This is a genomic window from Rhizorhapis sp., from assembly GCF_035276005.1.
In the GTDB taxonomy this organism is placed as follows: domain Bacteria; phylum Pseudomonadota; class Alphaproteobacteria; order Sphingomonadales; family Sphingomonadaceae; genus Rhizorhapis.
In genome coordinates this window covers 30,354-55,921 of record NZ_DATEMB010000006.1, presented here as the reverse complement: position 1 = coordinate 55,921, position 25,568 = coordinate 30,354, and the positions used below count along the sequence as shown (strand labels likewise).

Annotated in this window: 23 protein-coding genes and 1 tRNA gene; 12 read left to right on the top strand and 12 right to left on the bottom strand. The window is 61.4% G+C overall.

From position 1 onward, the window contains the following. The 3 genes from VJS46_RS01780 to VJS46_RS01770 form a co-directional block, all read right to left on the bottom strand. Positions 1-379 (bottom strand): MlaD family protein (locus tag VJS46_RS01780; protein WP_324057625.1); only part of this gene is annotated, 379 nt, incomplete at its 3' end. Further along, on the bottom strand, positions 379-1,272 hold the full coding sequence (locus tag VJS46_RS01775) for an ABC transporter ATP-binding protein (RefSeq protein ID WP_324057628.1): 894 nt from the start codon (positions 1,270-1,272) through the stop codon (positions 379-381). The genes VJS46_RS01780 and VJS46_RS01775, both read right to left, overlap by 1 nt. Beyond that, positions 1,269-2,378, bottom strand: coding sequence for an ABC transporter permease (locus tag VJS46_RS01770; RefSeq protein WP_324057624.1), 1,110 nt, complete (start codon positions 2,376-2,378; stop codon positions 1,269-1,271). The genes VJS46_RS01775 and VJS46_RS01770 overlap by 4 nt, the downstream gene beginning before the upstream one ends. Before the next feature lie 99 nt (positions 2,379-2,477). On the opposite strand from VJS46_RS01770, the gene VJS46_RS01765 reads away from it, so the two are divergent. Next, complete coding sequence (locus VJS46_RS01765) at positions 2,478-3,161, top strand: HAD-IB family phosphatase (RefSeq protein WP_324057623.1); 684 nt, start codon at positions 2,478-2,480, stop codon at positions 3,159-3,161. Positions 3,162-3,203: 42 nt separating this feature from the next. After that, a complete protein-coding gene (locus VJS46_RS01760) occupies positions 3,204-4,508 on the top strand; it encodes a multidrug effflux MFS transporter (protein ID WP_324057622.1) in 1,305 nt (434 codons plus the stop codon). Positions 4,509-4,540: 32 nt separating this feature from the next. Here the strand turns inward: VJS46_RS01760 and pepN are convergent, their stop codons facing one another. Then, on the bottom strand, positions 4,541-7,141 hold the full coding sequence (pepN, locus tag VJS46_RS01755; protein WP_324057621.1) for an aminopeptidase N: 2,601 nt from the start codon (positions 7,139-7,141) through the stop codon (positions 4,541-4,543). 88 nt (positions 7,142-7,229) lie between these two features. Between pepN and VJS46_RS01750 the strand changes: the two genes are divergently transcribed. Continuing rightward, positions 7,230-8,024, top strand: a complete 795-nt coding sequence (locus tag VJS46_RS01750; protein ID WP_324057620.1) for an SDR family NAD(P)-dependent oxidoreductase — start codon at positions 7,230-7,232, stop codon at positions 8,022-8,024. Between the two features lie 5 nt (positions 8,025-8,029). Here VJS46_RS01750 and VJS46_RS01745 read toward each other — a convergent pair whose 3' ends face one another. Beyond that, positions 8,030-8,935: a DMT family transporter gene (locus VJS46_RS01745; RefSeq protein ID WP_324057619.1), complete on the bottom strand. Its 906-nt coding sequence runs from the start codon at positions 8,933-8,935 to the stop codon at positions 8,030-8,032. Next, positions 8,932-9,933 carry a threonine aldolase family protein gene (locus VJS46_RS01740; protein WP_324057618.1) on the bottom strand — a complete coding sequence of 334 codons (1,002 nt, stop codon included), beginning with the start codon at positions 9,931-9,933 and terminating at the stop codon, positions 8,932-8,934. The genes VJS46_RS01745 and VJS46_RS01740 overlap by 4 nt, the downstream gene beginning before the upstream one ends. A 96-nt stretch (positions 9,934-10,029) precedes the next feature. Here VJS46_RS01740 and VJS46_RS01735 point away from each other — a divergent pair, with 96 nt between their 5' ends. Then, entirely contained in the window at positions 10,030-11,319 is a 1,290-nt protein-coding gene (locus VJS46_RS01735; protein WP_324057617.1) for a cytochrome b/b6 domain-containing protein, read from the top strand. Positions 11,320-11,641: 322 nt separating this feature from the next. Further along, entirely contained in the window at positions 11,642-11,836 is a 195-nt protein-coding gene (locus VJS46_RS01730) for a hypothetical protein (RefSeq protein ID WP_324057616.1), read from the top strand. Here VJS46_RS01730 and VJS46_RS01725 read toward each other — a convergent pair. Next, positions 11,796-13,499: a GMC family oxidoreductase gene (locus tag VJS46_RS01725; RefSeq protein WP_324057615.1), complete on the bottom strand. Its 1,704-nt coding sequence runs from the start codon at positions 13,497-13,499 to the stop codon at positions 11,796-11,798. The genes VJS46_RS01730 and VJS46_RS01725 overlap by 41 nt on opposite strands. Before the next feature lie 253 nt (positions 13,500-13,752). Continuing rightward, positions 13,753-13,827 (bottom strand) — tRNA-Thr (locus tag VJS46_RS01720). On the opposite strand from VJS46_RS01720, the gene VJS46_RS01715 reads away from it, so the two are divergent. From VJS46_RS01715 to VJS46_RS01690, 6 genes are all read left to right on the top strand, one after another. After that, positions 13,828-13,953 carry a hypothetical protein gene (locus VJS46_RS01715; protein WP_324057614.1) on the top strand — a complete coding sequence of 42 codons (126 nt, stop codon included), beginning with the start codon at positions 13,828-13,830 and terminating at the stop codon, positions 13,951-13,953. After that, complete coding sequence (locus VJS46_RS01710; RefSeq protein ID WP_324057613.1) at positions 13,950-14,078, top strand: hypothetical protein; 129 nt, start codon at positions 13,950-13,952, stop codon at positions 14,076-14,078. Before VJS46_RS01715 ends, VJS46_RS01710 begins: the two co-directional genes overlap by 4 nt. Before the next feature lie 106 nt (positions 14,079-14,184). Then, on the top strand, positions 14,185-16,659 hold the full coding sequence (gene gyrB / locus VJS46_RS01705) for a DNA topoisomerase (ATP-hydrolyzing) subunit B (RefSeq protein WP_324057612.1): 2,475 nt from the start codon (positions 14,185-14,187) through the stop codon (positions 16,657-16,659). 226 nt (positions 16,660-16,885) lie between these two features. Then, a complete protein-coding gene (locus VJS46_RS01700; protein ID WP_324057611.1) occupies positions 16,886-17,083 on the top strand; it encodes a hypothetical protein in 198 nt (65 codons plus the stop codon). Between the two features lie 71 nt (positions 17,084-17,154). After that, positions 17,155-17,337 (top strand): hypothetical protein, encoded by a 183-nt coding sequence (locus VJS46_RS01695; RefSeq protein WP_324057610.1) that lies wholly within the window; start codon positions 17,155-17,157, stop codon positions 17,335-17,337. A 78-nt stretch (positions 17,338-17,415) separates the two neighbouring features. After that, the gene (locus VJS46_RS01690; RefSeq protein WP_324057627.1) at positions 17,416-18,729 is read left to right on the top strand and encodes a family 1 glycosylhydrolase; all 1,314 of its coding nucleotides are present in this window, start codon (positions 17,416-17,418) and stop codon (positions 18,727-18,729) included. A 17-nt stretch (positions 18,730-18,746) separates the two neighbouring features. Here the strand turns inward: VJS46_RS01690 and VJS46_RS01685 are convergent, their stop codons facing one another. The 4 genes from VJS46_RS01685 to VJS46_RS01670 all read right to left on the bottom strand — a co-directional run bounded on the left by VJS46_RS01685 (position 18,747) and on the right by VJS46_RS01670 (position 24,113). Then, entirely contained in the window at positions 18,747-18,926 is a 180-nt protein-coding gene (locus VJS46_RS01685; RefSeq protein WP_324057609.1) for a hypothetical protein, read from the bottom strand. A gap of 87 nt (positions 18,927-19,013) precedes the next feature. Continuing rightward, entirely contained in the window at positions 19,014-22,574 is a 3,561-nt protein-coding gene (locus VJS46_RS01680) for a hydantoinase B/oxoprolinase family protein (RefSeq protein ID WP_324057608.1), read from the bottom strand. Between the two features lie 48 nt (positions 22,575-22,622). After that, positions 22,623-23,360, bottom strand: a complete 738-nt coding sequence (locus VJS46_RS01675; RefSeq protein ID WP_324057607.1) for a glutaminyl-peptide cyclotransferase — start codon at positions 23,358-23,360, stop codon at positions 22,623-22,625. Between the two features lie 6 nt (positions 23,361-23,366). Then, a complete protein-coding gene (locus VJS46_RS01670) occupies positions 23,367-24,113 on the bottom strand; it encodes a folate-binding protein (RefSeq protein ID WP_324057606.1) in 747 nt (248 codons plus the stop codon). 113 nt (positions 24,114-24,226) lie between these two features. Between VJS46_RS01670 and VJS46_RS01665 the strand changes: the two genes are divergently transcribed. After that, entirely contained in the window at positions 24,227-25,558 is a 1,332-nt protein-coding gene (locus tag VJS46_RS01665) for a dihydroorotase (RefSeq protein ID WP_324057626.1), read from the top strand. Positions 25,559-25,568 lie beyond the last annotated feature (10 nt).

Genomic DNA, 25,568 nt, shown 5'->3' with positions numbered 1-25,568 from the left:
CAATGGGACAGGTGATGGGCGGTGCGCCCTTTACCGCGCCATCAAGCTGGATCTCCGAAACACCGGTGAAGCCAACGCCCTGAATGGTGGCTGTCGTTCCTTGCAGGACCGGCAGGTCATCCTTGACGGCGATCCGCACGCGCACGAAACTCGGATCGGATTTCCAGAGCTCGATTTCCTTCACCTGGCCTGAAGGCACGCCGGAAAAGGTGACACTGGAACCCTTGGCGAGCCCGTTGACCGACTGCTTGAAATAGATGTCATATTCTTTCTGGGCCCCCTCCCCAATGCGGGAGAACCAGAAGGCGGCGATGATCACCGCCGCCAGCAGGCCCAGCACGACGCTGCCGACCAGGATATGGTTGGATCTTGTTTCCATCAGTCCCTACCGCCCTTTGGCTGCTGCTTATGACCGGCCTTGCCGTTTCCGTCCACTGCCGGACCTTGCGAACCGGCCTTGGCCGCCCGGCTGCGCGGGCCGTTGAAATATTCCTGTATCCAGGGGTGATCGGTCGCCAGCAATTCGTCAATCGTACCTACAGCAATCACACGCTTGTCAGCGATCACCGCGACCCGGTCGCAAATAGCGTAGAGCGTGTCGAGGTCATGGGTGATGAGGAAGACTGTAAGCCCCAATGTCCGCTGCAAGCTTCGGGTCTGCTCATCAAAGGCTGCAGCGCCGATGGGGTCGAGCCCTGCCGTCGGTTCGTCGAGAAACAGCAGATCCGGGTCCAGCGCCAATGCCCGCGCAAGCCCTGCCCGTTTCTTCATGCCGCCGGAAAGCTCCGCCGGGAATTTGGGTCCCGCTTCCGGCGGAAGGCCCGCCATGCGCACCTTATAGGCCGCGATCTCGTCCCGGAGCTCAGGACTGAGCTGCGGATAATATTCGCGCAGCGGAACTTCGATATTTTCGGCAACCGTCAGCGTCGAAAACAAGGCTCCCCCCTGAAACAGCACCCCCCACCGCTTGCGGATGGCGAGCACCTCGTCATCGGCCCTTCCGACCATCGGCTCGCCGAAGACTTCGATATCCCCCCGATCCGGTATCTGAAGGCCGATGATTGAACGGAGCAGCACCGACTTGCCGGTGCCCGATCCGCCCACCACGCCCAATATCTCGCCCCGCTTGACCTCCAGGTCGAGATTTTCGTGGACCACCTGGTCGCCGAAGCTGTTGCGCAGGCCCCGCACGCAAATCGCAACGTCATTTTCCTCAAGGGCATGCTCGATACGCTTTTCTTCGGCCGCCGCCTTTTCTTCCTCCTCGGTCATATCCAGCCGACCCATGTGAAGAAGACGGCGAAGAAGGCGTCGAGAACGATGACAAGGAAGATCGCCTGCACCACCGCAGCGGTGGTCCTGAGGCCCACTTCCTCCGCATTGCCCTTGACCTGCATGCCCTGGAAGCAGCCGGAAATGGCGATGATGATGCCAAAGACAGGCGCCTTCACGAGCCCGACATAAAGGTCGGTGATGGGCACCACCTCGCGCAACCGCTGAATGAAGGTGACTGGCGGAATGTCCAGGGACACCGCGCATAGAAATCCGCCGCCGATGATCGCGATGACCGAGGAATAGAAGCCGAGCAGCGGCATCATCACGACAGCGGCAAGGGCGCGGGGCACCACCAGCGCCTCCATGGGCGACACGCCGATGGTCCGCATGGCGTCAATTTCCTCAGTGAGCTTCATCGTGCCAAGCTGCGCTGCGAAAGCGGACCCGGAACGCCCCGCCACCATGATGGCGGTCATCAGCACGCCCAATTCCCGGAAGGTCAGCCGGCCAACCAGGTTGACCGTCAGCACCTCCGCCCCGAACTGCCGAAGCTGCACCGAACCCTGCTGGGCGATCACGATGCCGATCAGAAAGCTCATCAGGCCAATGATGCCGAGCGCCGACACGCCCACCACCTCGAAACGTTGCACGACCGCATTGATGCGGAAACGCCGGGGGTGGCGGATGACGTTCCAGAAGGCAACCAGTGTCGCCCCGAAAAAGCCGAGCAGGCCAAGCAGCGTCTGGCCCGCAACCGAAGTGGCTTCGCCGATTTCGCCCAGCACCCGGCGAAAGGGCGAAATCTGCGGCGGATGAAGCTCTATCGGTTGCCCGGCCTTGCTAACCTCGTCGATCAGGCGCTGCGCGTCGGCGTCCGCACCCTCGACCCTGGCGCTCCGGTCACGGGCGGTGCGGTGTATGACCCACGCGCCGATCGTATCGATATGATCGATCGCGGAAAGATCCAGAGCGGCGACCTCGCCCTCCAGCCCGGCCAGCCGGTCGGGCAGATCGTTTAGATAGGCTATGGACAGATTGCCGGTCAGCCGGATCATCCGGCTGCCGTCCATTACTTCCTCGTAATAGTCCGCCCTGTTCGTCATTTGCGGTGGACAGTGGGATATTATCGATGGCACGGCAAGCGCAAAGCGGCGGAATCTTGTTCAAGGAGCAGGAATGAAACGAAAATTCTGGACGTCCCAATGACAAAGCCGATCACCAGGCTGGCGATTTATGACATGGACCGGACCATCACGGTAAAGGGCACCTACACGCCCTTCCTGTTGCATGTAGGGAAGAAGTTGGCGCCGTGGCGGCTGGCGCTCGCCATTTTCATTCCCTTCGTGATGCTGGCCTATGTGCTGCGCATGATCCCGCGCTCACGGCTCAAGGAAATCAACCAGTCGCTGATGATCGGCCACAATGTGCGCCGGGCAAGGCTGCAGCCGCACATCGAAAGCTATGCAGACAAGGTGCTGGCGCATAATGTCCGCAAGGGCGCACTTCAACAGATCGCAGAGGACCGCGCGGCGGGATACCGGCTGGTGCTCGCGACGGCCTCTTACCGTCTTTATGTGGAGGCGATTGCCGAACGTCTCGGCTTCGATGCCGTCATCGCGACAGACCATCTAAGCCAGGATCTGGATTATGTGCGGGCCAAAATCGCCGGAGAAAATTGCTACGACGCCGCCAAGCTGCGCATGATCCAGGACTGGATGGCGGGGCAGGGAATCAGCCGGGCGGCTTGCCACATCCGCGCCTATTCCGACCATGTGTCCGATGCCCCGATGCTGGAATTTGCCGATGAAGGCTTTGCCGCCAACCCCCATGCGCCACTTGCGAAGCTGGCGCAGGTCAGGGGGTGGCCGCGATTTGACTGGACATGAGCAGCCGGCCGGCAGCGCGGATATTCTTTCAATTTCTACTGGATGTTTCCTGCCATTGCAGCCATAGCCGCTGCAATGCAGCGGGCCGATAACATGACTGCCGAAAGGGAGCACAGAGCAGCATTACCGCTCGGGTTCGTCGAATTCATCACGCTCATCGCAATGTTGATGGCGCTCAACGCGCTTTCCATCGATCCGATGCTGCCCGCACTTCCGGCGATTGGCGAAGCGCTTGGCATCGCCGAGGAAAACAGCCGGCAATGGATCATCAGCGCCTATTTCCTGGGCATGGCGGTGGGGTCCCTCTTCTACGGATCGCTTTCGGACCGCTATGGGCGCAAGCCGGTGCTGGTCGTCACGCTGTCCTTCTATCTCGTCTCGACACTGGCCTGCGCGGTGGCCACCAGCTTTGCCATGATGCTGGCCGGGCGCGCCGCCGCAGGCTTCTTCGCCGCCGCAGTACGCGTTGTCGCGGTCAGCATCGTGCGGGATCTTTTCGTCGGTGACCGGATGGCCCGCATCATGTCCGTCATTTTCATCGTCTTCATGATCGTGCCGGTGATTGCGCCCACCCTGGGTCAGGTGATCCTTTATATCGCGAGCTGGAGATGGATTTTCGGAGCCCTGCTTGTGTTGGGGGCGGCGATGGCCTTGTGGACCATATTCCGGCTGCCCGAAACTCTGACCGACGCCAACCGCATCGACATAAGTCTGGACGATGTCGCGGCGACCTTCGGCCAGATCATCACCCACCGTTCCGCCTTCGGCTATATGCTCGCAAGCGGCGTCAGCATGGGCGCTCTGGTCGGCTTCATCACATCGGTGCAGCAGATTTTTTTCGATGTCTTTCACGAACCGGAAGTCTTTCCCTTTGCCTTCGCTGCGATAGCGGGCTTCATCGCAATAGGAAGCTTCTTCAACAGCAGGCTTGTCGAAAGGATGGGCGCCCGGCGGCTTAGCCAGGGATCACTGATGGCCTTCATCCTGCTTTCGGCGATTCATGTCGGGATCATCCTTTCCGGCTGGGAAACGGTGTGGACCTTCATTGCGATGCAATCGAGCGCCCTTCTCTGCTTTGCCTTGTGCGGATCCAATTTCAGCTCGATCTCGATGGAGCCGTTCGCCCGCGGCGCCGGAGCGGCTTCTTCGTTCCAGGCATGCCTGACCACCTTGCTATCGGCGCTGATTGGTGCGTTCATAGGATCCCTGTTCGACGGCACTACATTGCCGCTCGCGCTCGGTTTCCTGCTTTGCGGAACAGGCGGTCTTTTAGGGGTGATGTGGGCCGAGCGCGGGAAGCTGTTTACCCGCCCGAACATTCCGAAGATGCCCGCGCCCTGCCGCTAGAACGGCGCGCGTGAAATCGGAAGGCGCAGGGATCACCCCAGGCTCTTGCTCACCTGTTCGGTAACGTCCTTCGACAGCCCGGGCGTGGCGAGAATGCGGCGCAGTTCCGCCTGCATCTTTTGGCCGCGCTGCTCGCCGAAACGCCGCCAGCGCCCCAAGGGCGGGACAAGCCGCGCGGCGGTCTGGGGGTTGAGCTTATCCAGCGCAATGATGGCATCGGCCAGCAGCGTATAACCCCGGCCCGAAAACTGGTGAAAGCCGAACTGGTTGGCGGCAAAGGCGCCATAAAGCGCCCTCGCCCGATTGGGATTGGCGAGCGTGAAATCCTTGTGCGTCGCAAGTTCCGCGACCTGGTCCACCACATCCTCCCGCGCCACGAGCGCCTGTGTCTGGAACCATTTGTCGAGGACCAGCGCGTCCTTCCTGTAGCGGTTATAGAAGATGTCGAGTGCCGCTTCCCGCTCCCGGCTGGACCCATTGGCGAGGACGGACAGCGCGCCTTGCCTCTCCGTCATATTGTCTGCCTTTTCGAACTGCGCGAAAGCGAGACCCGCCGCCTCTCCTGTGCCCGTTGCGTTCAGATAGGCCAGCGCCGCATTGCGCAGCCGCCGGGCCCCCTTTGCGGAGGGCGACAGGGAAAAGCTGTTGGCTGCGGTGCGGGCATGGGCTGCCCGCCATTCCCGTTCCAACCGCTGACCGATCCTGCGGCGCAGCTTTTCGCGCGTGGCATGAATGGCGTCCGGGTCGACGACGCTCATCTGGTCGCCCAGATAGCTCTCGCTGGGCAAAGTCACTGCATCGGCGATAAACGCATCGTCAAGCGCCGGATCGGCAAGCGTCCGCCGCACCGCCTCAATCACTGGCGCATCGTCCGCCGGATGGCCTGCCACGGCCGCCACCAGCACATTCACCATCAATTGCTGCATCGCCTCATAGCGGGCGAAGGGATCGTCGTCATGGGCCGACAGGAAAGCCAGATCCTCCTGACTGCGGTTGGTGTCGACAATGACGGGCGCGGAAAAACCCCGGTTGATGGACAGTACCGGAGCGCCAGCCAGTCCCTCGAACTCGAAGTCCTGGCGATCTTTGGTCAGCAGCAGCAGCCGCTCGCCCGCATGGTCCTCCCTGGCGCGGTCGAACAGGGCGATGCGGACGGGGATGGTCATTGGCCGCTTCACGTCCTGACCCGGCGTTGCCGGAATGCTCTGCTCAAGCGACAGCGTTGCGCGCCCGCTCTCCTCGTCGTGCGACAACAGCGCCTTCACCCGCGGGGTTCCTGCCTGCTCATACCACAAGCGGAACTGTGAAAGGTCGATCTGTCCGCCATCCTCCATGGCCTGAACAAAATCTTCGCAGGTGACGGCCTGCCCATCATGCCTTTGGAAATAAAGGTCGGTGCCGCGGCGGAAGCGTTCCGGCCCCAGCATCAGCGCCATCATGCGGATAAGCTCCGCGCCCTTGTTGTAGATGGTGGCGGTGTAGAAGTTCGAAATCTCCATATAGGATTCGGGCCGCACAGGATGAGCGAGCGGGCCATTATCCTCCGGGAATTGGGCGGCGCGCAGCACGCGAACATCCTCTATCCGCTTTACCGCGGCCGATCCCATGTCGGCGGAAAATTGCTGGTCGCGAAAGACCGTGAATCCCTCCTTCAGCGACAGTTGGAACCAGTCGCGGCAAGTGATGCGGTTTCCGGACCAGTTGTGGAAATATTCATGCGCCACCACGCCCTCGACCGCATCATAATCAGCGTCGGTCGCGGTCTCCGGGTCAGCCAGGATGTAGCGCGAATTGAAGATGTTGAGCCCCTTGTTCTCCATCGCACCGAAGTTGAAGTCCGAAACAGCGACGATGTTGAACACATCGAGGTCATATTCGCGGCCAAAGACCTTCTCGTCCCAGGCCATGCTGTGCTTGAGCGCGGCCATCGCGTGGTGCGTGCGGGGAAGATCCTCCTCCCGCACCCAGATGCCGAGCTGGACCTTGCGGCCTGTCATAGTGGTGAAGCTGTCGGCATTGACCTTCAAATCGCCTGCCACCAGCGCGAAGAGATAGCAGGGCTTGGGGAAAGGATCATTCCATTGCGCCCAGTGCCGGCCCTCCGAAAGATCTCCGCTTTCCACCGGATCGCCATTGGCCAGCAGGACCGGAAAGGCCGTCCGGTCCGCTTCCATGCGAACGCGGTATTTGCTCAAGATATCCGGCCGGTCGGGGAAGAAGGTGATGCGGCGGAACCCTTCTGCCTCGCACTGGGTACAGAGCAGCCCTCCGCTCGCGTAAAGGCCCATGAGCTGGGTGTTGGTTTGCGGGCAGATCTCGACCAGCGTTTCGATCTCATGCGTGTCGCCCGGCAGCTCAAGCACCAGCGCGCCAGCCTGCAGCGTCCATCCATTCTGATCGCGCTCCACGCCATCGACCTTGACCGACAACGGCACCAGGCCATCGCCGTCCAGCCGCAGCGGGCGGCCATGTTTGCCATTGCGGGTCACGTTAAGCACCGCCCGCACGCGCGTGACTGCAGCGTCCAGGATGAAGTCCAGCGCGATGTGAGGCACAAGCCAATCGGGCGGGCGATAATCCTCGCGGCGAATAACAGGGGGATTCGGGGCTTGCGTGTTCTGGATGTCGGCCATTATTTTTTCCTACTTTGCCGCGCGCTCGCGCACAATAACTTGGGAGGGTCTTTCGATCCCAAGGCAAGAAATATAGGGCCAGACAACAATGCTGCACATGATGATATTCGGTCTAGGTTATAGCAGCAGCAGGCTGGCGGAGCGGCTGCGGGACCTTGGCTGGCGCGTGAGCGGGACAAGACGTGCGGCTGATGGAAATGCCGTGGCTTTCGAAGATCGCGAAGCGGTGCACAACCTGATCGCGGGCGCCACCCATATCCTCTCCTCTGTGCCGCCCGGTGAGGACGGCGATCCTGTGCTCCTTCAATATGGCGATGCCATTGCGCGTGCCCCGGCGATCTGGACCGGCTATCTTTCATCCACTGGGGTCTATGGCGATAGTGCAGGCGCCTGGGTCGATGAAAGCGCGCCCATCGGCCTCGGAAGGCGCAGCGCCCGGACGGACGCCGACTTGGCCTGGCAAGCGTTGCGCCGCGACATGCGCGTCTTTCGCTTGCCCGGCATATATGGGCCGGGGCGCAATGTGCTTGACCGGATCAGAGAAGGCAAGGCGCACAGGATCGGCATTCCGGGTCAGGTCTTCAGCCGGGTGCATGTGGAGGATATCGTCTCGGGGGTTCTGGCCGGATTGCAGGGACCGCCCGGCGTCTACAATCTGGCGGATGACCTGCCCGCCAGCCAGAATACCGTGGTCGAGCATGGATGCCGCCTACTGAACGTCTCATTTCCGCCACTGATGACGCTCGAAGAGGCAAATCTGTCAGTGCAAGCGCGCGCCTTTTATTCCGAGAACCGCCGGGTGGCGAATGGAAAGGCGAAACGGCTGCTTGGCTGGACACCCCGATACCGCACCTTCAAGGAAGGGCTCGCCAGCCTGTTCTGACGCCTTCAGGATCTTGCCTTTGCCCGCAGCGCAATGATCATTCCCAGAAGGGCCAGCACCGCCCCTGCCGCCGGAAGCGCGGACCAGCTATACCCCTCGAACGCTGTCGACAGCAGCATGGCGAGCACCGGGACCAGGACATTGACATAGGCAGCCCGGCCCGCGCCGATCACCTGAATGAGGCGGAAATAGAGCGGGAAGGTCGCAACGCTGCCGGCCAAAGCAAGATAAAGCAGCCCGATCCAATAGCCCGGCCGGCCGTCGGCCACCGGCGGCCCGTCCACGATCAGCGCGACCGCCGCGTCCATGCCCGCCCCGATCAGCATCGACCAGGCGAGCAGCGTTATCATCGGCAGCCGCCGCGCCACATGAGCGCCCTGCATCACATTCGATATGGAAGCAGCGAGGATGCCGATGAATGAATAGCCAATGCCAAGCAGCACCATATCCGGCGACACGCGCGAAGCGCGATATTCATGCAGCAGGAGCAAGGCAACGCCCGCAAGGGCTATGGCCGAACCGATCAGGAAGGACCTGCTCAACCGCTCCCCAAAGAAGTGAAGCGCGAGCAGGCTGTTGGGGATGATGAGCAGCGCGTATAGCAGCGCGACGATGCCCGATGTCAGGAACTCTTCCGCCAGATAGACGAAATAATAGTTGAGCATGAACTGCGTCAACCCCAGCCAAAAGGCGAAAATCAGCCCTTCGCGATCCAGCTTCAGAGGAAGGCTCCGCATATGGGCGAGGAGGAACATTCCAGCGGCAGCAATGAAGAAGCGATATGCGACGGACCAGGCCGCAGGGACCACACCCAATTGGTCGCGGATCGCAAACCAGGTCGACCCCCAGATCAGCGTTACGATCGCAAATGGGATGGCGACGCCGCTGGCCAGCGTTCGCTCCGTCCTCATAAGGCGGCGATAGCATCAGCCAGCGGCTGAACATCCTCCGCCCGATGGTGCCAGCTCGTCACCATCCGCACCGCGCCGTCGCCCCAGTCATAGAAATCGAAACCGCCGGCCCGCAGTCGTGCGGCTTCATCGCTGGAAACGCGGATGAAGACCTCATTGGCCTGCACCGGGTAAAGGCAGCGCGAACCCGCCGCCGTGCCAAGAAGCGCCGCCGCGGCATTGGCCGACCGCGCATTGGCGAGCCAAAGGCCGTCTTTCAGCATCGCCAATATCTGCGCCGCCAGATAACGCCCCTTGGAGAGAAGATGCCCGCCGCGCTTGCGGCGATATGCCGTCTCTGCGGCAAGTTCCGGCCGGAAAAAGACCAGCGCTTCGCCGATCATTCCGCCATTCTTGACAAAGCCAAAGCTCAGCACGTCCACTCCGGCCCGCCAAGTCACATCCGCCGGATCACCGTCGAGATAAGCGACGGCGTTGGCAAAGCGCGCGCCGTCCATGTGGAAGCCGAGACCCCGCTCGCGGCAAAGCTCGCCTAGCGCCGCAATTTCATCGGGCGTGTAGACCAGTCCATATTCATTGGCATTGGTGATCGAAAGCGCGCTCGGCCGCACCTGATGCACGTCATCGCGGACGGTAGCCAGCACTTTGCGCGCCGCTTCCGGCGTCAGCTTCGCGCCCTCGCCGGGGCAGGTCAGCAGCTTTGCTCCATGCGTATAGAATTCAGGGGCGCCGCATTCATCCTCCTGGATATGCGCTTGCTGGTGACACAATATGGCCCCATGCGGCGGGCACAGCGCGGCAAGGCCAAGTGCATTGGCGGCTGTGCCCGTAGAGACCCACAGGACCCGAACCTCAATCCCGAACAGCGTCGAAAAGGCGCCGTCCAGTTCCTTGCTGGAGCGGTCGCTATCATAGGGCCGGTCCTGCCGGTTGGCGCTTGCGATCGCCTCCATCACTTGAGGGCAAGCAGGCGCGGCATTGTCCGAGAAGAACTGCATGGATGGATTTGCGGCCGGAAAGCACTTGGCGTCAATGACTTAAATTCTCCTGTGGTTTGGAATGGACCGTTCGAAACGAAATGCTAGTAATGCAGCATGGTCCCACATGATCCCGCCGCGCCGGTCGCGCGATACAGCATTGCCGCCATCATTCTTCACTGGCTGATCGCCGCGATTATCGTCTTTCAGCTAGCGGTCGGTTTTGGCCTTGAGGATCTGGGAGCCAAGGCTTTCGCGCAATATCAGCTCCACAAATCCGTCGGCATTCTGATCCTTCTCCTGACGCTGCTCCGGCTGGGGATCAGATTTGCTCTGCCCCGGCCGCAGCCGGTGGAGAAGGGCCTGCCCGGCACCTTGGCAGCGGCGGTGCATGTGGGGCTCTATGCCTTCATGCTTGGTGCGCCGCTTACCGGCTGGATGCTGGTCTCGACGGCGAAGATCAAGGTCCCGACGCTGTTGTTCGGTGTCGTGCCCCTGTCCCACCTGCCCTTGCCCGATGCTTTCGGGCCGATCTCATCGGGCGCGCATGAGGTGATGGCGGTTTTGGGGATCGCGCTCATCGTCCTGCATGTGCTGGGCGCTCTCAGGCATCATTGGCTGCTGCGCGACAGGCTGATTTATCGTATGACGCCCGCGGCTTCCTGGCTGGTAACGGTGCTGCTGGTGGCACTGCTCCCGCTGGGCTGGGTGGCCGGCCGCGCTATGCTGGCGCCCTCCCCTTCCACCGCACCGCTGCCGAAGGAAGTTGCGGCCATGCCCGCTCCGGTTCCTCAGGAAAACAGCCTCGCGGCGGCGCAGCCCCTGGGGAATGAAGTGGCTGCAGCGGATGTCGAACAGAAGGTTGAGGAACAATCGGAAGACGCTAGCGGTCCGCCGCCTGCATGGACAATTCAGCCCGGCGGCCGGCTGGAGTTCACCGCAACCTATGGCTCCGACAGCTACAGGGGCAGCTTTGCGGACTGGTCGGGCGACATTGTGATGGACCCGGAGAAACCCGAAACCGCCACCATCAAGATTGATGTGGATATGAGCAGCGTCACCATGTCCGACGCCACTCAGAACACCATGGTGAAGGGCGACGACTTTTTTTCTGCCGCTCAGTTCGCAAAGGCGGTGTTCCGGTCAGACAATGTGCGCAAGACCGGGACGTCCACTTACCAGGCGGAAGGGACGCTCAGTCTTAAAAGCGTTTCAGCGGCACAGACGCTTCGATTCGCGCTGTCAGGCAGCGGAGAGCGCCGGAAAGTCACAGGCTCAGCCGAAGTCGATCGCCTCCGCCACAATATCGGAACGGGGCCTACTGCTCAGGGAATCTCACCGGCTGTAACTGTCAATTTTTCCTTCGACGCCACAGCTAATCCCGCCAGAAATGGCAGGAAAAAATGAATCTATTTTTTATGCTTTCCTTAAAATTCAGAACAATATCACCAAAAGAAGCAATATCAGCAAAGCCGTTCCAATACCGATATACATGATCCACTCCTGACATTATTTCTAGTTTCAGAGAAACAACGTTTTTCGGTTAGGCATGTTCCCTTTACGGTTTCTTCACTGGGCGTTCGCTATGAAAGGCATGCGTTTGACCGCTGAATCCGCCCATATGCGGATTCGGCGAATCGATGGATAGGCGTGCTGATCGCCTCACCAGGCGCTTGCACTGGCACAATCTTTATGGCTTTGGGTCAGCGACTCAAATTGTTGGACTTTTATGCTCGGATTCGCCGCTTTTGCTGTCAGCTTTATCACCATGTTCATTTTTTCCAGCGCCTCCCGCAATGCGCGGCATAGCCGTCCGCATTCGCCCAAGCTGCGGCTAGCCGGTTATTTTCTATGCGGCCTTCTGTTCGGCAGCGCCGTGCTGCTCACGATGGTCGCGGCGGTCGGTATCCTCCCGCAGGGCTGACACTTTCGCGACTTACCGCCGCCGCCATTTCCGGCGGACGCGCCTCCAGTCCTGAAGAACGAAGCTCATTCGCCTTCTTCCTGATCAGGACATCGCCGGTGCGCAACGCCAGCGCTACGATTGTCACCGTCGGATTGGCCCAACCTGATGTAGGAAAAAGCGAACTTCCCGCGACATAGAGATTGTCGATGCCATGGACGCGGCCTTGGCCATCTGTCACGCCTTTACGCGGATCGCTCGCCATCCGGGTTGTGCCCATATGATGATAGCCGCCGATCGGATGGGCGCTGATCAACGGATCGGTGACCCAATTGCGGTCAGGATGCGAAAGCCATTCCGCTGGTTCAACCCTGCCCAGACCAAGCCGGGCAGTCTCTCTTCCAAAAGCCGCCACCAAGCCCGCGACGCTTTCCACGTCCAATGCGCTTGTCCGCCAATCAAGCATTGCCCGGGGCATGCCCAGGGCGTCGCATTCCCGCGAAAGCGTGACGCGGCTGTCAGGATTGGGCGCTTGCTCCGCCCGGACCACCAGCGCAAGGTCGAGACGCCCCAGCCGGTTGAGAGCCCAGGGCCTTAGTGGATCGCTGCGCCGCTGTAGCCAGCCGACCGCCTGTTTCGTGCTTTTCCACAGCGTACGTCCGAAACGATCAGGCGCCCAACTATGCTTGGCGTGAAGATAGGCGCGCATGGCCCAGGCTTCCTTGCCATCAATGGGGCGGCGGGGGGCTATCGTCAGCGAGGTGTTCAGCAGCCCTTCCCGCTGCTGAAGCGCAGGAGCAGCCGCGATCAGTGGAGCGATGGTGCATCTGCCAAGACGCCGCTTGGCGAAGGCGGCGAGCAACGACCAGGCCTGTCCGTCAGCAACGCGCCCGCCCCGGGCATGGGGATGCTCCATGAAGAAGCGGCCGACCAGATCCTGATCATTGCCCAAGCCATTTTTCATCACGGAACGCGAGGCAAGCAGGAGCCGGGGATTTTCGATCCCGCCCGCCGCAAGAACATAATTGCTGGCAAAGGCCTGTAGCTGGCGACCGCCAGGATTGGCGACGTCCAGCCTTTCAATAGCCAGCCCCGATGGTTCGGCGACAATCTCCCGGACCGTGGCATGGGTCAGGACGGTGCAGCGGGGATGCTGGAAAATGTCCTGGCAGCGATCGAAACGGAAACGATCGAATTGACCGTCAAAGATCCATAGCGGCGTGCGCAGTTCCTCCTCGGAAAAGCGCGGCAGAGGAATCCCGGCCGCCTGCACCCTTCGGCCGTCCGGCATAGCCGCAGGCAATCCAAACAGCTCGCCCGCCTCATCATAATATTGGCGGAGCTCTTCATAGGAAATAGGCCAGCCGGAATGAGGCACCCAGGGCCGCGGCTGCAGATCTATGGGGTCGAGAAAGGCGCACCTGCCTCCCCAGATGGCGGTCGTGCCGCCGAACAGGCGCAATCGCGCATGATCGAGGGGATAATAGTCAAGACCGGCAATTTCGCCAGCGTTCAGGTCGGCTGAACTCTTTTCATAGTCAAGTCCGCCGCTTTCCAGAAGCAAGACACTAAGACCGCCGGCCAGAAGCCGTCGAGCCATGCTGATCCCAGCCGCACCCGCGCCGATAATGGCCACATCCGCGTGGATCTGCTCGGGTCCGCCATTCTCAAGGTCAATATGCATGCGGATCTCAGCCGGTAGAACGAAGGAACAAGCACTCGGGGAACGCCGCACTTCTGTTCAGTAGGAATATTTGCCGAAAGGGCGGGAACGAATTTCGTAACGGCATGAACCACCTATGGGGGAAGGGATTCAACCAATCCAGTACTGATTTTTTCTTTTTTTCTTCATTGCGCTTGTTTCGCCCGGCCTGCGGCAAATACGCCACAGGCTTGACCCTGATCACGGATCTCGATGGAGCGATGTTATGAAAAAATGGTGCTGCCGGTGAGGATTGAACTCACGACCTCAGCCTTACCAAGGATGCGCTCTACCACTGAGCTACGGCAGCATGACCATTTTGACCGCCCGAGTCCTGTGGAAGGCGGCGGTGGAGCGGGCCTATGGCCACAGCGGGCCGGGCTTGTCAAGGCGGCTTGCCCAAAAGCGGAGAAAATCGCTATTTGACCGGCCATGAGCAAGAATGACGAGGAACGGGAAAAACGGCTGGCGGAGGCGCTGCGGGAGAATCTGCGGCGCCGGAAGGCGCAGACGCGCGAGGAAAAGAAGGACGGAGGGAAGGAAGGCGAGGAGCATCAGTGACTTGCGCCTCTGCAAGGAAGGCAGGAGCGCGTAACGCATTGGCTCGGCGGCTGCTTTTCCCCTAATTTGACTTGGGTTTTGCCATTGCCTTGCCTATAGACTTTTCATGACCGACGAACCGCAAAAGAACAGCTATGGCGCCGACAGCATCAAGGTCCTCAAGGGGCTGGATGCGGTCCGCAAACGTCCCGGAATGTATATTGGCGACACCGACGATGGATCGGGTCTCCACCATATGGTGTTCGAAGTTTCGGACAACGCCATCGACGAGGCACTGGCGGGTCATTGCGACCGCATCGAGATCACGCTCAATCCGGACGGTTCGGTCAGCGTAACGGATAATGGCCGCGGCATTCCCACCGACATTCACAAGGAAGAGGGCGTGTCGGCGGCTGAGGTCATCATGACGCAGCTTCACGCCGGGGGCAAATTCGAGAACACCTCGGACGATAATGCCTACAAGGTTTCCGGCGGCCTGCATGGTGTCGGGGTATCGGTCGTCAATGCCCTGTCGGAATGGCTGGACCTCACCATCTGGCGCGACGGCAAGGAGCATTTCATGCGCTTCCGCCATGGCGATGCCGAAGCGCCGCTCAAGGTGACCGGAGACACGGACCGGAAGGGAACGCGCGTTACCTTCCTGCCCTCGCCTGCCACCTTCAAGATCACCGAATTTGATTTCGAGAAGCTGGAGCACCGCTATCGCGAGCTGGCTTTCCTCAATTCGGGCGTACGCCTGTTCCTCACCGACGCCCGCCACGAGGAACACAAGACGGTTGAGCTATATTATGAGGGTGGGATCGCGGCCTTCGTGAAATGGCTCGACCGCAACAAGCAGCCGCTGATGCCTGACCCAATCGCCATCACCGGCCAGCGCGATGACATCGGCATCGACGTCGCGCTGGAATGGAATGACAGCTATTATGAAAATGTCCTCTGCTTCACCAATAATATCCCGCAGCGGGACGGAGGCACGCACCTTGCCGCTTTCCGCGCGGCGCTGACCCGCACGCTCAACAATTATGCCGATAAGTCAGGCCAGCTTAAAAAGGAAAAAGTGTCGCTCACCGGCGATGACATGCGGGAGGGACTTACCGCCATCGTCTCGGTGAAGCTGCCCGATCCGAAGTTCAGCAGCCAGACCAAGGACAAGCTCGTGTCATCGGAGGTCCGGCAGCCGCTGGAAAGCCTGATGGCGGACAAGATGGCTGAATGGCTGGAGGAAAATCCCGCCCATGCCAAGACGATCGTCCAGAAGATCATCGATGCCGCCGCGGCCCGCGAAGCCGCACGCAAAGCCCGCGAACTCACCCGCCGCAAGGGCGTGATGGACATCGCCTCGCTGCCCGGCAAGCTCGCCGACTGCCAGGAACGGGACCCCGCCAAGTCCGAACTGTTCCTGGTGGAGGGTGATTCGGCCGGCGGCTCCGCCAAGCAGGGCCGTGATCGGCATTATCAAGCGATCCTGCCATTGAAGGGCAAGATATTGAATGTCGAACGCGCGCGCTTTGACCGGATGCTGTCCTCAAAGGAAATCGGCACGCTCATCCAGGCGATGGGCACCGGCATCCGGGATGATTTCAACATCGGGAAGCTGCGTTACCACAAGATCGTGATCATGACGGACGCCGACGTCGATGGCGCGCATATCCGAACCTTGCTGCTCACCTTCTTTTACCGGCAGATGCCGCAGATCATAGAGAATGGGCATCTCTTCATCGCCCAGCCGCCTCTTTACAAGGCAGCGCGCGGCCGGTCGGAGGTTTATCTCAAGGATGAGGCAGCGCTCGATCAATATCTCGTCGACAATGGCATAGAGGCCATGCGGCTCGACACCGCCCAGGGATCGCGCTCGGGAGAGGATCTGCGCAGCCTGGTCGAACATGCACGGCGCATGCGCACGCTCATGCGCTATGTGCCCCGCCGCTATGACCCCGCGATCATAGAGGCGCTGGCGCTTGGCGGGGCGCTCGCGCCCGAGTTGGATCGCACCGCCCGCAACGAAAAGCTGAAGGCCGCCGTGCATTGGATGGAAACCAATGATGAGGAGGGCACGTGGACCGGCCGCATGTCCGAAGAAGGGGGCTTCCATTTCGAGCGGCTGTGGCGCGGCGTCACGGATCATCACATGATCGAAGCCACTTTCCTTGGAAGCGCGGAGGCTCGCAAGCTTCATGCACTGGCGATCGAACAAGCCGAAAGTTACGAGACGGCGAGCCGCCTGGTAGCTGCAAAAACCGCCGCCGTACAGCAGGCCTCCGACGAAGAGGGCGAAGAGGAAACGCCAACAGTGGTATCGAAGGGCATCACTGTCACCCGTCCTTCGCAACTGCTGGATGCGATCCTGCAGGCTGGCCGGAAGGGCCTGTCCATTCAGCGCTACAAGGGTCTAGGCGAAATGAACGCGGAACAGTTGTGGGAAACGACTCTGGACCCGTCCAATCGCTCCATGCTTCGCGTGGAAATCGATCAGGCCGATGTTGCGGACGAGATCTTCACTCGCCTGATGGGCGATGTCGTGGAACCGCGCCGCGAGTTCATTCAGGACAATGCTCTCAGCGTCGCCAATCTGGACGTCTAGAGACTGTTTCATTCAGATTGATCGATTTCCGTTCGTCCCGAGCCCCTCGACTGCCTGCAAGGCATAAACTTCAGCTTTCGCTGAAGTCGAGAGACGCCTGCGCGAGGTGTCTCAAGGGCAGGTCCTACGTGGCACTGCTCGGCGACCTACTGGAAGAGGAAATGGGCTCGTCGCTTCCCGAGGCGGCGCGCACGATGTTCCGGGTCATGCTTGGCATGCTCGAGGAGTGCGGGCGCTTGTCTGGTCGGGTATCGTCCAGGGCCTTTCCGTGCCGCCTCTCCTGCTGATCATGATGCTGCTGACCAATAGCCGGAAGGTGGTGGGAGCCCGCACCAATGGCCGCTGGACCAACTTCCTGGGCTGGACCACGACGCTCATCACCTTTCTGTGCGCCGTTGCGCTGGTTGCAAGCTGGATTTCATGATGCGCCGAATGACGGGATTAAAGGTCCGGGCTCATCCGTTTGTCATCTGACACTCGGGTGGGAGCGGAGACATGGCGGAACTGGACTATTTATATCAGCGCTATCGGAAGGAACTGGAATGCGTTGAACAGGCGCAATGCCCCCATGCGCGACGGGTGCATCGGGAACTGGCGCGGCTTTACGCCATTCGTATAGACGTGCAGAACCACATGATCTCCCGCACCATGACATCGATCGGTCGTTCGGCAGGATAGCAACAATTGCTGCTGGACCGGGCGGGTTGTGGCATGAAGGATCAAGTGAGCAGCCGCGATGCCGTTCGGGAGAGGATCATGATCGACCGCAGAAGCTTTATCGGGGCAAGTGCGGCCATGGCTGCCTTACCAGCCTGGGGTGCGGCACCAAGGCATCGCGGGAACGGCGCATTTCCAAAGGGCTTCCTCTGGGGCGCGTCAACCGCCGGGCACCAGATCGAGGGCAATAATGTCGGCAGCGACAGCTGGTTTCTCGAACATCTGAAACCAACCGCCTATGAAGAGCCGTCGGGTGACGCGGCGAACAGCTTTCACCTTTGGCCGCTGGACATGGATATCGCCAAGAACATGGGCCTCAATGCCTATCGCTTCTCCCTCGAATGGCCGCGCATAGAGCCCGAGCCGGGCCTTTTTTCAATCGCGATGCTCGATCACTACAAGCGCATGATCGAGGGATGCCGCGCTCGCGGACTGACCCCGATCGTCACCTTCAACCATTTCACGGCGCCTCGCTGGTTTTCGGCCAAGGGAGGGTGGACCAACGGCGAAGCCCCCCAGCTCTTCGCCCGCTTCTGCGACCGCGCGGCAAGGCATCTTGCAAATGGCATCGGTTATGCGCTGACGCTCAACGAGCCCAATATCCTGCGCGTCCTGAAAAGCCTGGAACTGCCGCCCCATATTTTCGAGGGTCAGCGCGCCATGCTCGCAGAAGCCGCGCGCCGGTCGCTTACGCCCAAGTTCGTGGCGATGAATGTGGCCAATATGGAAGATGTCGATGCGATGCAGGCGCTGCTGATCGCTGGGCACAAGGCTGGCCGCGCGGCCATCAAGGCGGCGCGAGGCGATCTGCCGGTCGGCGTTTCGCTCGCCATGTTCGACGATCAGGCGGCAGGCCCCAACAGCCAACTCGAGGCCAAACGCGCGGAAATGTACGGCGACTGGCTGCATGCCGCGCGCGGGGACGACTTCATGGGGGTCCAGAACTATGAACGGATGGTCTGGACCGAAAAAGGCCGCTTGCCGGCGCCACCCGGGGCCAAGGTCAACTATCTCGACAATGAGGTTTATCCACCCTCGTTGGAAGGAGCCGTTCGCTACGCATATTCACAGGCGAAACTGCCCATTCTAGTGACGGAGCATGGCGTTGGCACAACCGACGACCGCATCCGCGCCGAACTCATTCCAGCCGCTCTGAACGGTCTGAAAAAAGCGATGGACGAGGGCGTTCGGGTTGCGGGCTATTGCCATTGGTCGCTGATCGACAATTTCGAGTGGATCTTTGGCTATCGCGTAAAATTCGGATTGCACAGCTTCGATCCGGTCACCTTCAAACGCGTCCCCAAGCCCAGCGCCGCCGTCTATGCGGCCATTGCGAGACGCAATTCACTTTGAGCGGTTGGCGATCCCCGTCAGGCTATGAAGCTGTAGAAGGCCGTGAAGAAGGCGGAGAAGCTGAGTGCAAAGAGCTTCCAGTCCTGGTCGTCGGACGTGCGCTTGTCCTTCTTGCCCACCAAAAACAACGTGGGGGGCAGCGAGCGCCGGAAGGGGTGCCGGGCGGATTCGGTGGTAAGAACGAGTCGCCGTTTCATGACGACTTGTTAACGGATTTTTAACTTTTGCCGCTAGTCCAAATGATGGTTAATCCATGCCCTGTTCCGGAGCGGGACAGGGGCGCTTCACCCGAAGCCGCCACCGCCCGGCGTATGGATCTCGAACTGATCGCCTGCCGCCATGGTGACGGATGCGAGAGGACCGACATCCTCCACATCCCCTTTGGCGCGGATCACGAGATTGCGCCCCGGCTTTGCGTCCTCTCCCCCTTTGAGGCCCTTCGGAGCGATCCTGCGCCGGTTGGAGAGGATGCCGGCTGCCATGGGCTCAAGGAAACGGATGCGCCGCACAACGCCATCGCCGCCGCAATGCCGGCCTTTGCCTCCTGATCCTTTACGGATCGAAAATTCCTCCAGCAGAACCGGGAAACGGCTTTCCAATATTTCCGGATCGGTGAGGCGGCTGTTGGTCATATGGGTCTGCACCGCCGAAGTGCCGTCATGATCCGGGCCAGCGCCTGAACCGCCCGCAATGGTTTCATAATATTGATAGCGTTCATTGCCAAAGGTAAAATTGTTCATCGTCCCTTGCGATGGGGCGAGCGCGCCCATAGCGGCGAACAGGGCATCGGTAACCACTTGGCTGGTTTCGACATTGCCCGCCACGACCGCTGCAGGCGGCAAGGGATTGAGCATCGATCCTTCCGGCACGATCAGTTCCACAGGGCGCAAGCAGCCGTCGTTCATCGGAATGGGATCGTCGATGAGGGTGCGGATGACATAAAGCGCAGCCGCGCGCGTAATGGAGCGAGGCGCATTGAAATTGCCCGGAAGCTGCGGGCTGCTGCCGGTGAAATCGATCCGGGCCGAACGCCGCCTGCGGTCGATGCGAACGGCAACGGCCACCTCGGCCCCATTGTCCATGGCATAGCGGAACTGCCCATCCTCCAGCCGAAGCAGAAGCCGCCGGACTGCTTCCTCTGAATGGTCAAGGACATGGTCCATATAGGCAAGGACCACCTCAGCCCCATATTCGCGGGCGATCCGCCCCAGCTCCGCCGCGCCACGGGTGCAGGCGGCGAGCTGTGCCTTCAGGTCCGAAATATTCCGGTCGGGATTGCGTGCCGGCCAGGGGACGCTAGCGAGCAGGGCGCGTATTTCGCTTTCCCGGAAACTGCCCGCATCGACCAGCAGCATATTGTCGACAAGGATGCCTTCCTCGTCGATGGTCCGGCTGTCGGCGGGCATGGAGCCGGGCGTCTTGCCGCCAATATCGGCATGATGGCCACGCGCCGCAACGAAGCAGTCGGGCTGCTCCCCTTCTGCAAGGAAAACCGGCACCACGACCGTTATGTCTGGCAGGTGCGTGCCACCGGCATAGGGCGCGTTCAGCACATAGGCATCGCCCCGCTTAAAACCACGGCCATCGCGGGGAGAACCATCGGCACCCAAGCCGCGTGTTGCGATGATGGTCCGGATGCTGTCGCCCATTGAGCCCAGATGCACGGGGATATGGGGCGCATTGGCGATCAATGCGCCTTCGCCATCGAACAGGGCGCAGGAAAAATCGAGCCGTTCCTTGATGTTGACGGAGCTTGCCGTATTCTGAAGGGCAACACCCATTTCCTCGGCGATTGCCATGAAGAGATTGTTGAAAATCTCCAGCCGCACGGGATCGGCCTGCGTTCCCGCTGCCTGTTGCAAGGGCCGGGGCACGGCTCTGGTAAGGACAAGATTGCCCGCACTATCCACCTCCGCCTGCCAGCCCTGTTCGACCACCGTTGTTGCCGTGGGGTCGATGATGAGCGCCGGGCCGCTCAGCCGCGCGCCCGCCGCCATTGCGGCCCGGTCATAAATGGCCATTGGCCCGGCTTGCAGCAACTGCCTCTCGCCTCGGCCCACCGGCAGAGGCCCACTATCCTCGCCGGCCCGGCCCACCGCCTCCACTATCAGCGTCTCAACGACGAGCGGCGTATCGGGCAGGATGAAGCCAAAGCGCGCCCTATGCTGCGCCTCGAACTCGGCCTTCATTGTCTCGGGCCCGGCCACCTCTGTCTCCAGCGCGGTATCGCTCCCGTCATAACGAAGCGCGCAGCGGCGAAAGATTTCGATCCCGCTGGTCTGCACATGCTGCGCTTCGATGGCGGCCTTTGCTTCGGCAGCCAGCGCGTCCAGTTCCGCTTGGATCTCGACGCCAAGGGGCTCGGCGAGCGTGCGTTGCCTCAGCTCCCGCAAGTCGGCGAGGCCCATGCCATAAGCCGACAGCACCCCGGCGAGCGGGTGGATCATCACCTGTTCCATGCCCAGCGCATCCGCCACCAGGCAGGCATGCTGGCCGCCCGCCCCGCCAAAGCAGGCGAGCGTATAGCGGCTGACATCATGCCCGCGCGCCACCGAGATTTTCTTGATGGCATTGGCCATGTTTTCAACGGCAATGCTGAGGAACCCCTGCGCAATCTCCTGCGGCGACATGCGCTCGCCGCTCGCCTGCTCGATCTCGTCGGACAGCGCCGACAGCTTTGCTGTCACGACCCCTGCATCGATCGGCTGATCCCCGCCGGGCCCGAACAGTTTGGGAAAATATTCGGGCCTGATCTTGCCCAGCGCGACATTGCAATCAGTGATGGTCAGCGGACCACCGCGCCGGTAGCAGGCGGGCCCAGGCACGGCTCCGGCGGAATCGGGCCCCACCCGGAAGCGGCCGCCATCATAATGGCAGATCGACCCGCCGCCCGCCGCGACGGTATGAATCTGCAGCATGGGAGCCCTGATCCGCACCCCCGCCACCACGGCTTCATCGGTCCGCTCATAGCGCCCGGCATAATGGGATACGTCCGTCGAGGTGCCGCCCATGTCGAAGCCGATGATCCGGTCGAAACCGGCCGCCGCGGCGGTCCGTACCATGCCCACGATGCCGCCCGCCGGTCCCGAAAGGATGGCATCCTTGCCCCGGAACCGTCTGGCGCCGACCAGACCGCCATTGCTCTGCATGAAGAGAAGCTGCGTGTCCTCCCCAAGCGCCGCCACCACCCGATCGACATAGCGGCGAAGCACGGGCGAAAGATAGGCGTCGGCCACCGTGGTGTCGCCACGGCCAACGAGCTTGACGAGCGACGCAACTTCATGGCTGACCGATATCTGCGTGAAGCCGGTATCCCGCGCAAGCTGCGCCAGGCGCGCTTCATGCGCGGTCCAGCGCCAGCCATGCATCAGCACGATGGCAAGGGCGCGAAAGCCCTTGTCGAAAGCGGCCTGCAACTGCATGCGGGCCTTGGCCTCATTGAGCGGCTGCAGCACCTCCCCTGCCGCGCCGGTCCGCTCCTCGACCTCGATCACTTCCTCATGAAGCAAGGACGGCAGGATGATGTGCCGGGCAAAGATGTCGGGCCGCGCCTGATAGCCGATCCGCAATGCGTCGCCGAACCCCCGCGTGGTGACAAGCGCCACCCGTTCCCCCTTGCGCTCCAGAAGGGCGTTGGTCGCGACGGTGGTTCCCATCCGCACCGCGCCCAACGTCCCGCCATGGCCGGCGAGCAGGCGCTCAATACCAGCGACGGCGGCATCGGCATAATGTTCCGGATTGTCGGAGAGCAGCTTTGTGACGTGCAGCCCCCCATCGGGCGCGCGGCCGACTATGTCGGTGAAGGTGCCGCCCCGGTCGATCGAAAATGTCCAATTGCCACTCATGCGGCTGTCCAATCATCTGGCCGGGGCGAAGGCAGGCCGCGGCCTTCCTCAATCCGCCACGTCAATCTCATAGAGGTGCCGCCAGTTCTTGCCCGTCACGAACAGGCGGTCCTGCTCGCTATCATAGGCAATGCCATTCAGCACGGAGTCCGTGTCTTCCTGTCCCTGTGCCTCGACGAGCGCCGAAAGGTCGATCCAGCCCTTCACCTCTCCCGTTGCAGGATCGATGCGGACGATGCGGGGCGTCAGCCAGACATTCGCCCAGATTTCTCCCTTCACATATTCCAATTCATTGAGGCGGCTCACCGCCCTACCCTGATCGACCACCCTGATGCGCCCCACTTCCCGGAAGTCTGCCGGATCGATCAGCCGCAACTCGGGCGTTCCGTCGCTCATGATGATGTGCTTGCCATCTTGTGTCATCCCCCAGCCTTCGCCCCGGTAGCGAAAGGAAGATTTGGGACGGAAATCGCGCAGGCCCCAGCGAAAACCAAGGCCATGCTGCCACGTGATGCTAAAAATCTCGCCCTTCCAGGGGACGATGCCCTCGCCAAAATATTGCGGCGGGAGGGAGACGCGGCGCAGGATCTTGCCGTCCTCCAGCCGCACCTCCCTTATCTCGGATTGCCCTTCCTTGCCCGTGCTCTCATAGAGCGACCCGCCAAGATAAAAGAGCCCCTCGGTATAGGCGGCGCTGTCATGGGGATAGCTGGCAACGATCCGATACTGCTGCGCGGAAGCAGGTGCGGCAAGGATCAGCAGGAGGAAGGGCAGCAGGAAACGCATCGGGTTTCAGCCCTCAGCCTGCTCGGCGGCGACAGCATCGGCGAGCCAGCCGGGCAATGCTAGACCGCCTAAATCCTCCACGCGCCGAAGCTCTATGGAAAGGCCAAGCTGCGGGATCGCAAGCCGTTGACGCTTCCCATCCGCTTGCTCGAGCGGCAGCACCACCAGCCTGCGGTTCACCTTGGCACGGTAATGCATGCGGGCGGTATTTTCCTGCCCGACATAGCATCCCTTACGGAAATCAACGCCGTTCAACTCCCTGGCGTTCGCCTCAAGCCATAGGGTCTGGTCCGATCCGAGCTCGGCAACGCCCTCGGTTACCCCCAGGGACAAGCGATGGGCGCGCCAGGCAGCGGCGTGGCCAGCTCCAGCGCTGTCCGCAGGAGCCAGCCAGCGACGGCCCAATTCCTGCAGCCGGGGATCGGCGGGCCGATCCTTCGCTTCCGGGGACCAGTGCACCGCCAGGCTTTCGTCCCGCGCAATGCCGATCTTGCGCCGCAGCTTGTACAGCGACAATCGCCGCGCAAGCATGTCCGCCTGATCCTTCTCGCAATCGATCAGCACATCCTCGCCATCGGCCCACAGAAGAAAATCGAACAGCGCCTTCCCCTGCGGCGTCAGCAGCCCGCTCCAGCGCGGCTCCCCCCCCTTCAGCGTCAATACATCCTGGGTGATGAGCCCCTGCAGGAAAGGCCGAACCTCCTCTCCTGAAAGGCGGAGGAGGGCGCGGTCGATTAGGGTGGTTTCGGACATGGCAAACAGTTAAGGGGTGGCGCAGCAATTTCCAACCCGCCAATGTCCCGTGACTGGAGACATATGCACTGCTTGCCGTCCCCTCTTCGCTCGGGACGAACGGAGAATTGATGATGACCCAGACGTTCGACCTCATCCTCAAGAACGGCATCGTGCACACGCCCGGCGGCCCGGCCGAAATCAGCATCGGAGTGCGCAATGGCAAGATCGCGGCCCTTGGGTCCGCGCTTGGCGATGCGGGCGACATCATCGACTGCACCGGCCTCGACATCCTGCCCGGCGTCATCGACAGCCAGGTGCATTTCCGCGAGCCTGGACTGGAGCATAAGGAAGACCTTGAATCGGGCAGCCGCGCCGCAGTGCTGGGGGGCGTCACGGCCGTTTTCGAAATGCCCAACACCAGCCCCAATACCGACAGCGCCGGCCGGCTCGAGGACAAGGTGAAGCGGGGCCACCATCGCATGTGGTGCGACCATGCCTTTTATGTGGGCGCGACGACCGCCAATGCTTCGGAACTTGCGGAGCTTGAACGGCTGCCGGGGGCTGCGGGCGTCAAGATCTTCATGGGCGCATCGACCGGGAGCCTGCTGGTCGCGGAGGATGGGGCTTTGGCAGCGGTCCTTGCATCTGGCAAGCGGCGGGTCGCCGTTCATGCCGAGGATGAAGGCCGGATGAATACCCGCAAGGATTTGAGGATCGAAGGCGATCCTTCCTCCCATCCCGTCTGGCGCGACGATGAAAGCGCGATGCTCGCGACCCAGCGCATCCTGCGGCTCGCGCGTGCCGCCGGAAGGCGGATCCATATCCTGCATGTCACCACGCCCGACGAGCTTCAATTGATCGCGCAGCACAAGGATATTGCCACCTGCGAGGTAACGCCGCAGCATCTGACGCTCGCCGGGGAAGATGCCTATCCGCGCCTTGGCAGCCTCGCGCAGATGAATCCGCCCATCCGTTCGGCTGCGCATCGCGACGGTCTCTGGCACTGGCTCAACCAGGGGGTGCCCGATGTGATCGGTTCCGACCATGCGCCCCATACACGGGAAGAAAAGGCAAAGGCCTACCCTGCCTCCCCCAGCGGCATGCCAGGGGTCCAGACATTGCTTCCCCTCCTCCTTGACCATGTCGCAGCCGGCAGAACCAGCTTGCAGCGCGTCATCGAATTGACCAGCGCCGGTCCTCAGCGCGTCTTTGGCCTTGTGACCAAGGGTCGGATCGCGGCAGGCTATGACGCGGATTTCAGCGTTGTGGATTTGAAGCGGCGCTGGACTGTGACGGAGGACTGGCTTGCCTCACGCTGCGGCTGGTCGCCCTTTACCGGCATGGAACTTACCGGCAAGCCAGTGGGAACTTTCGTGCGGGGTCACCGGGTGATGTGGGAAGACCAGCTCGCCAACCAAGCAGTCGGTGAAGCAGTCCGGTTCGAAAGCGTCGCCTTCGGCTGAGGACAGCAAG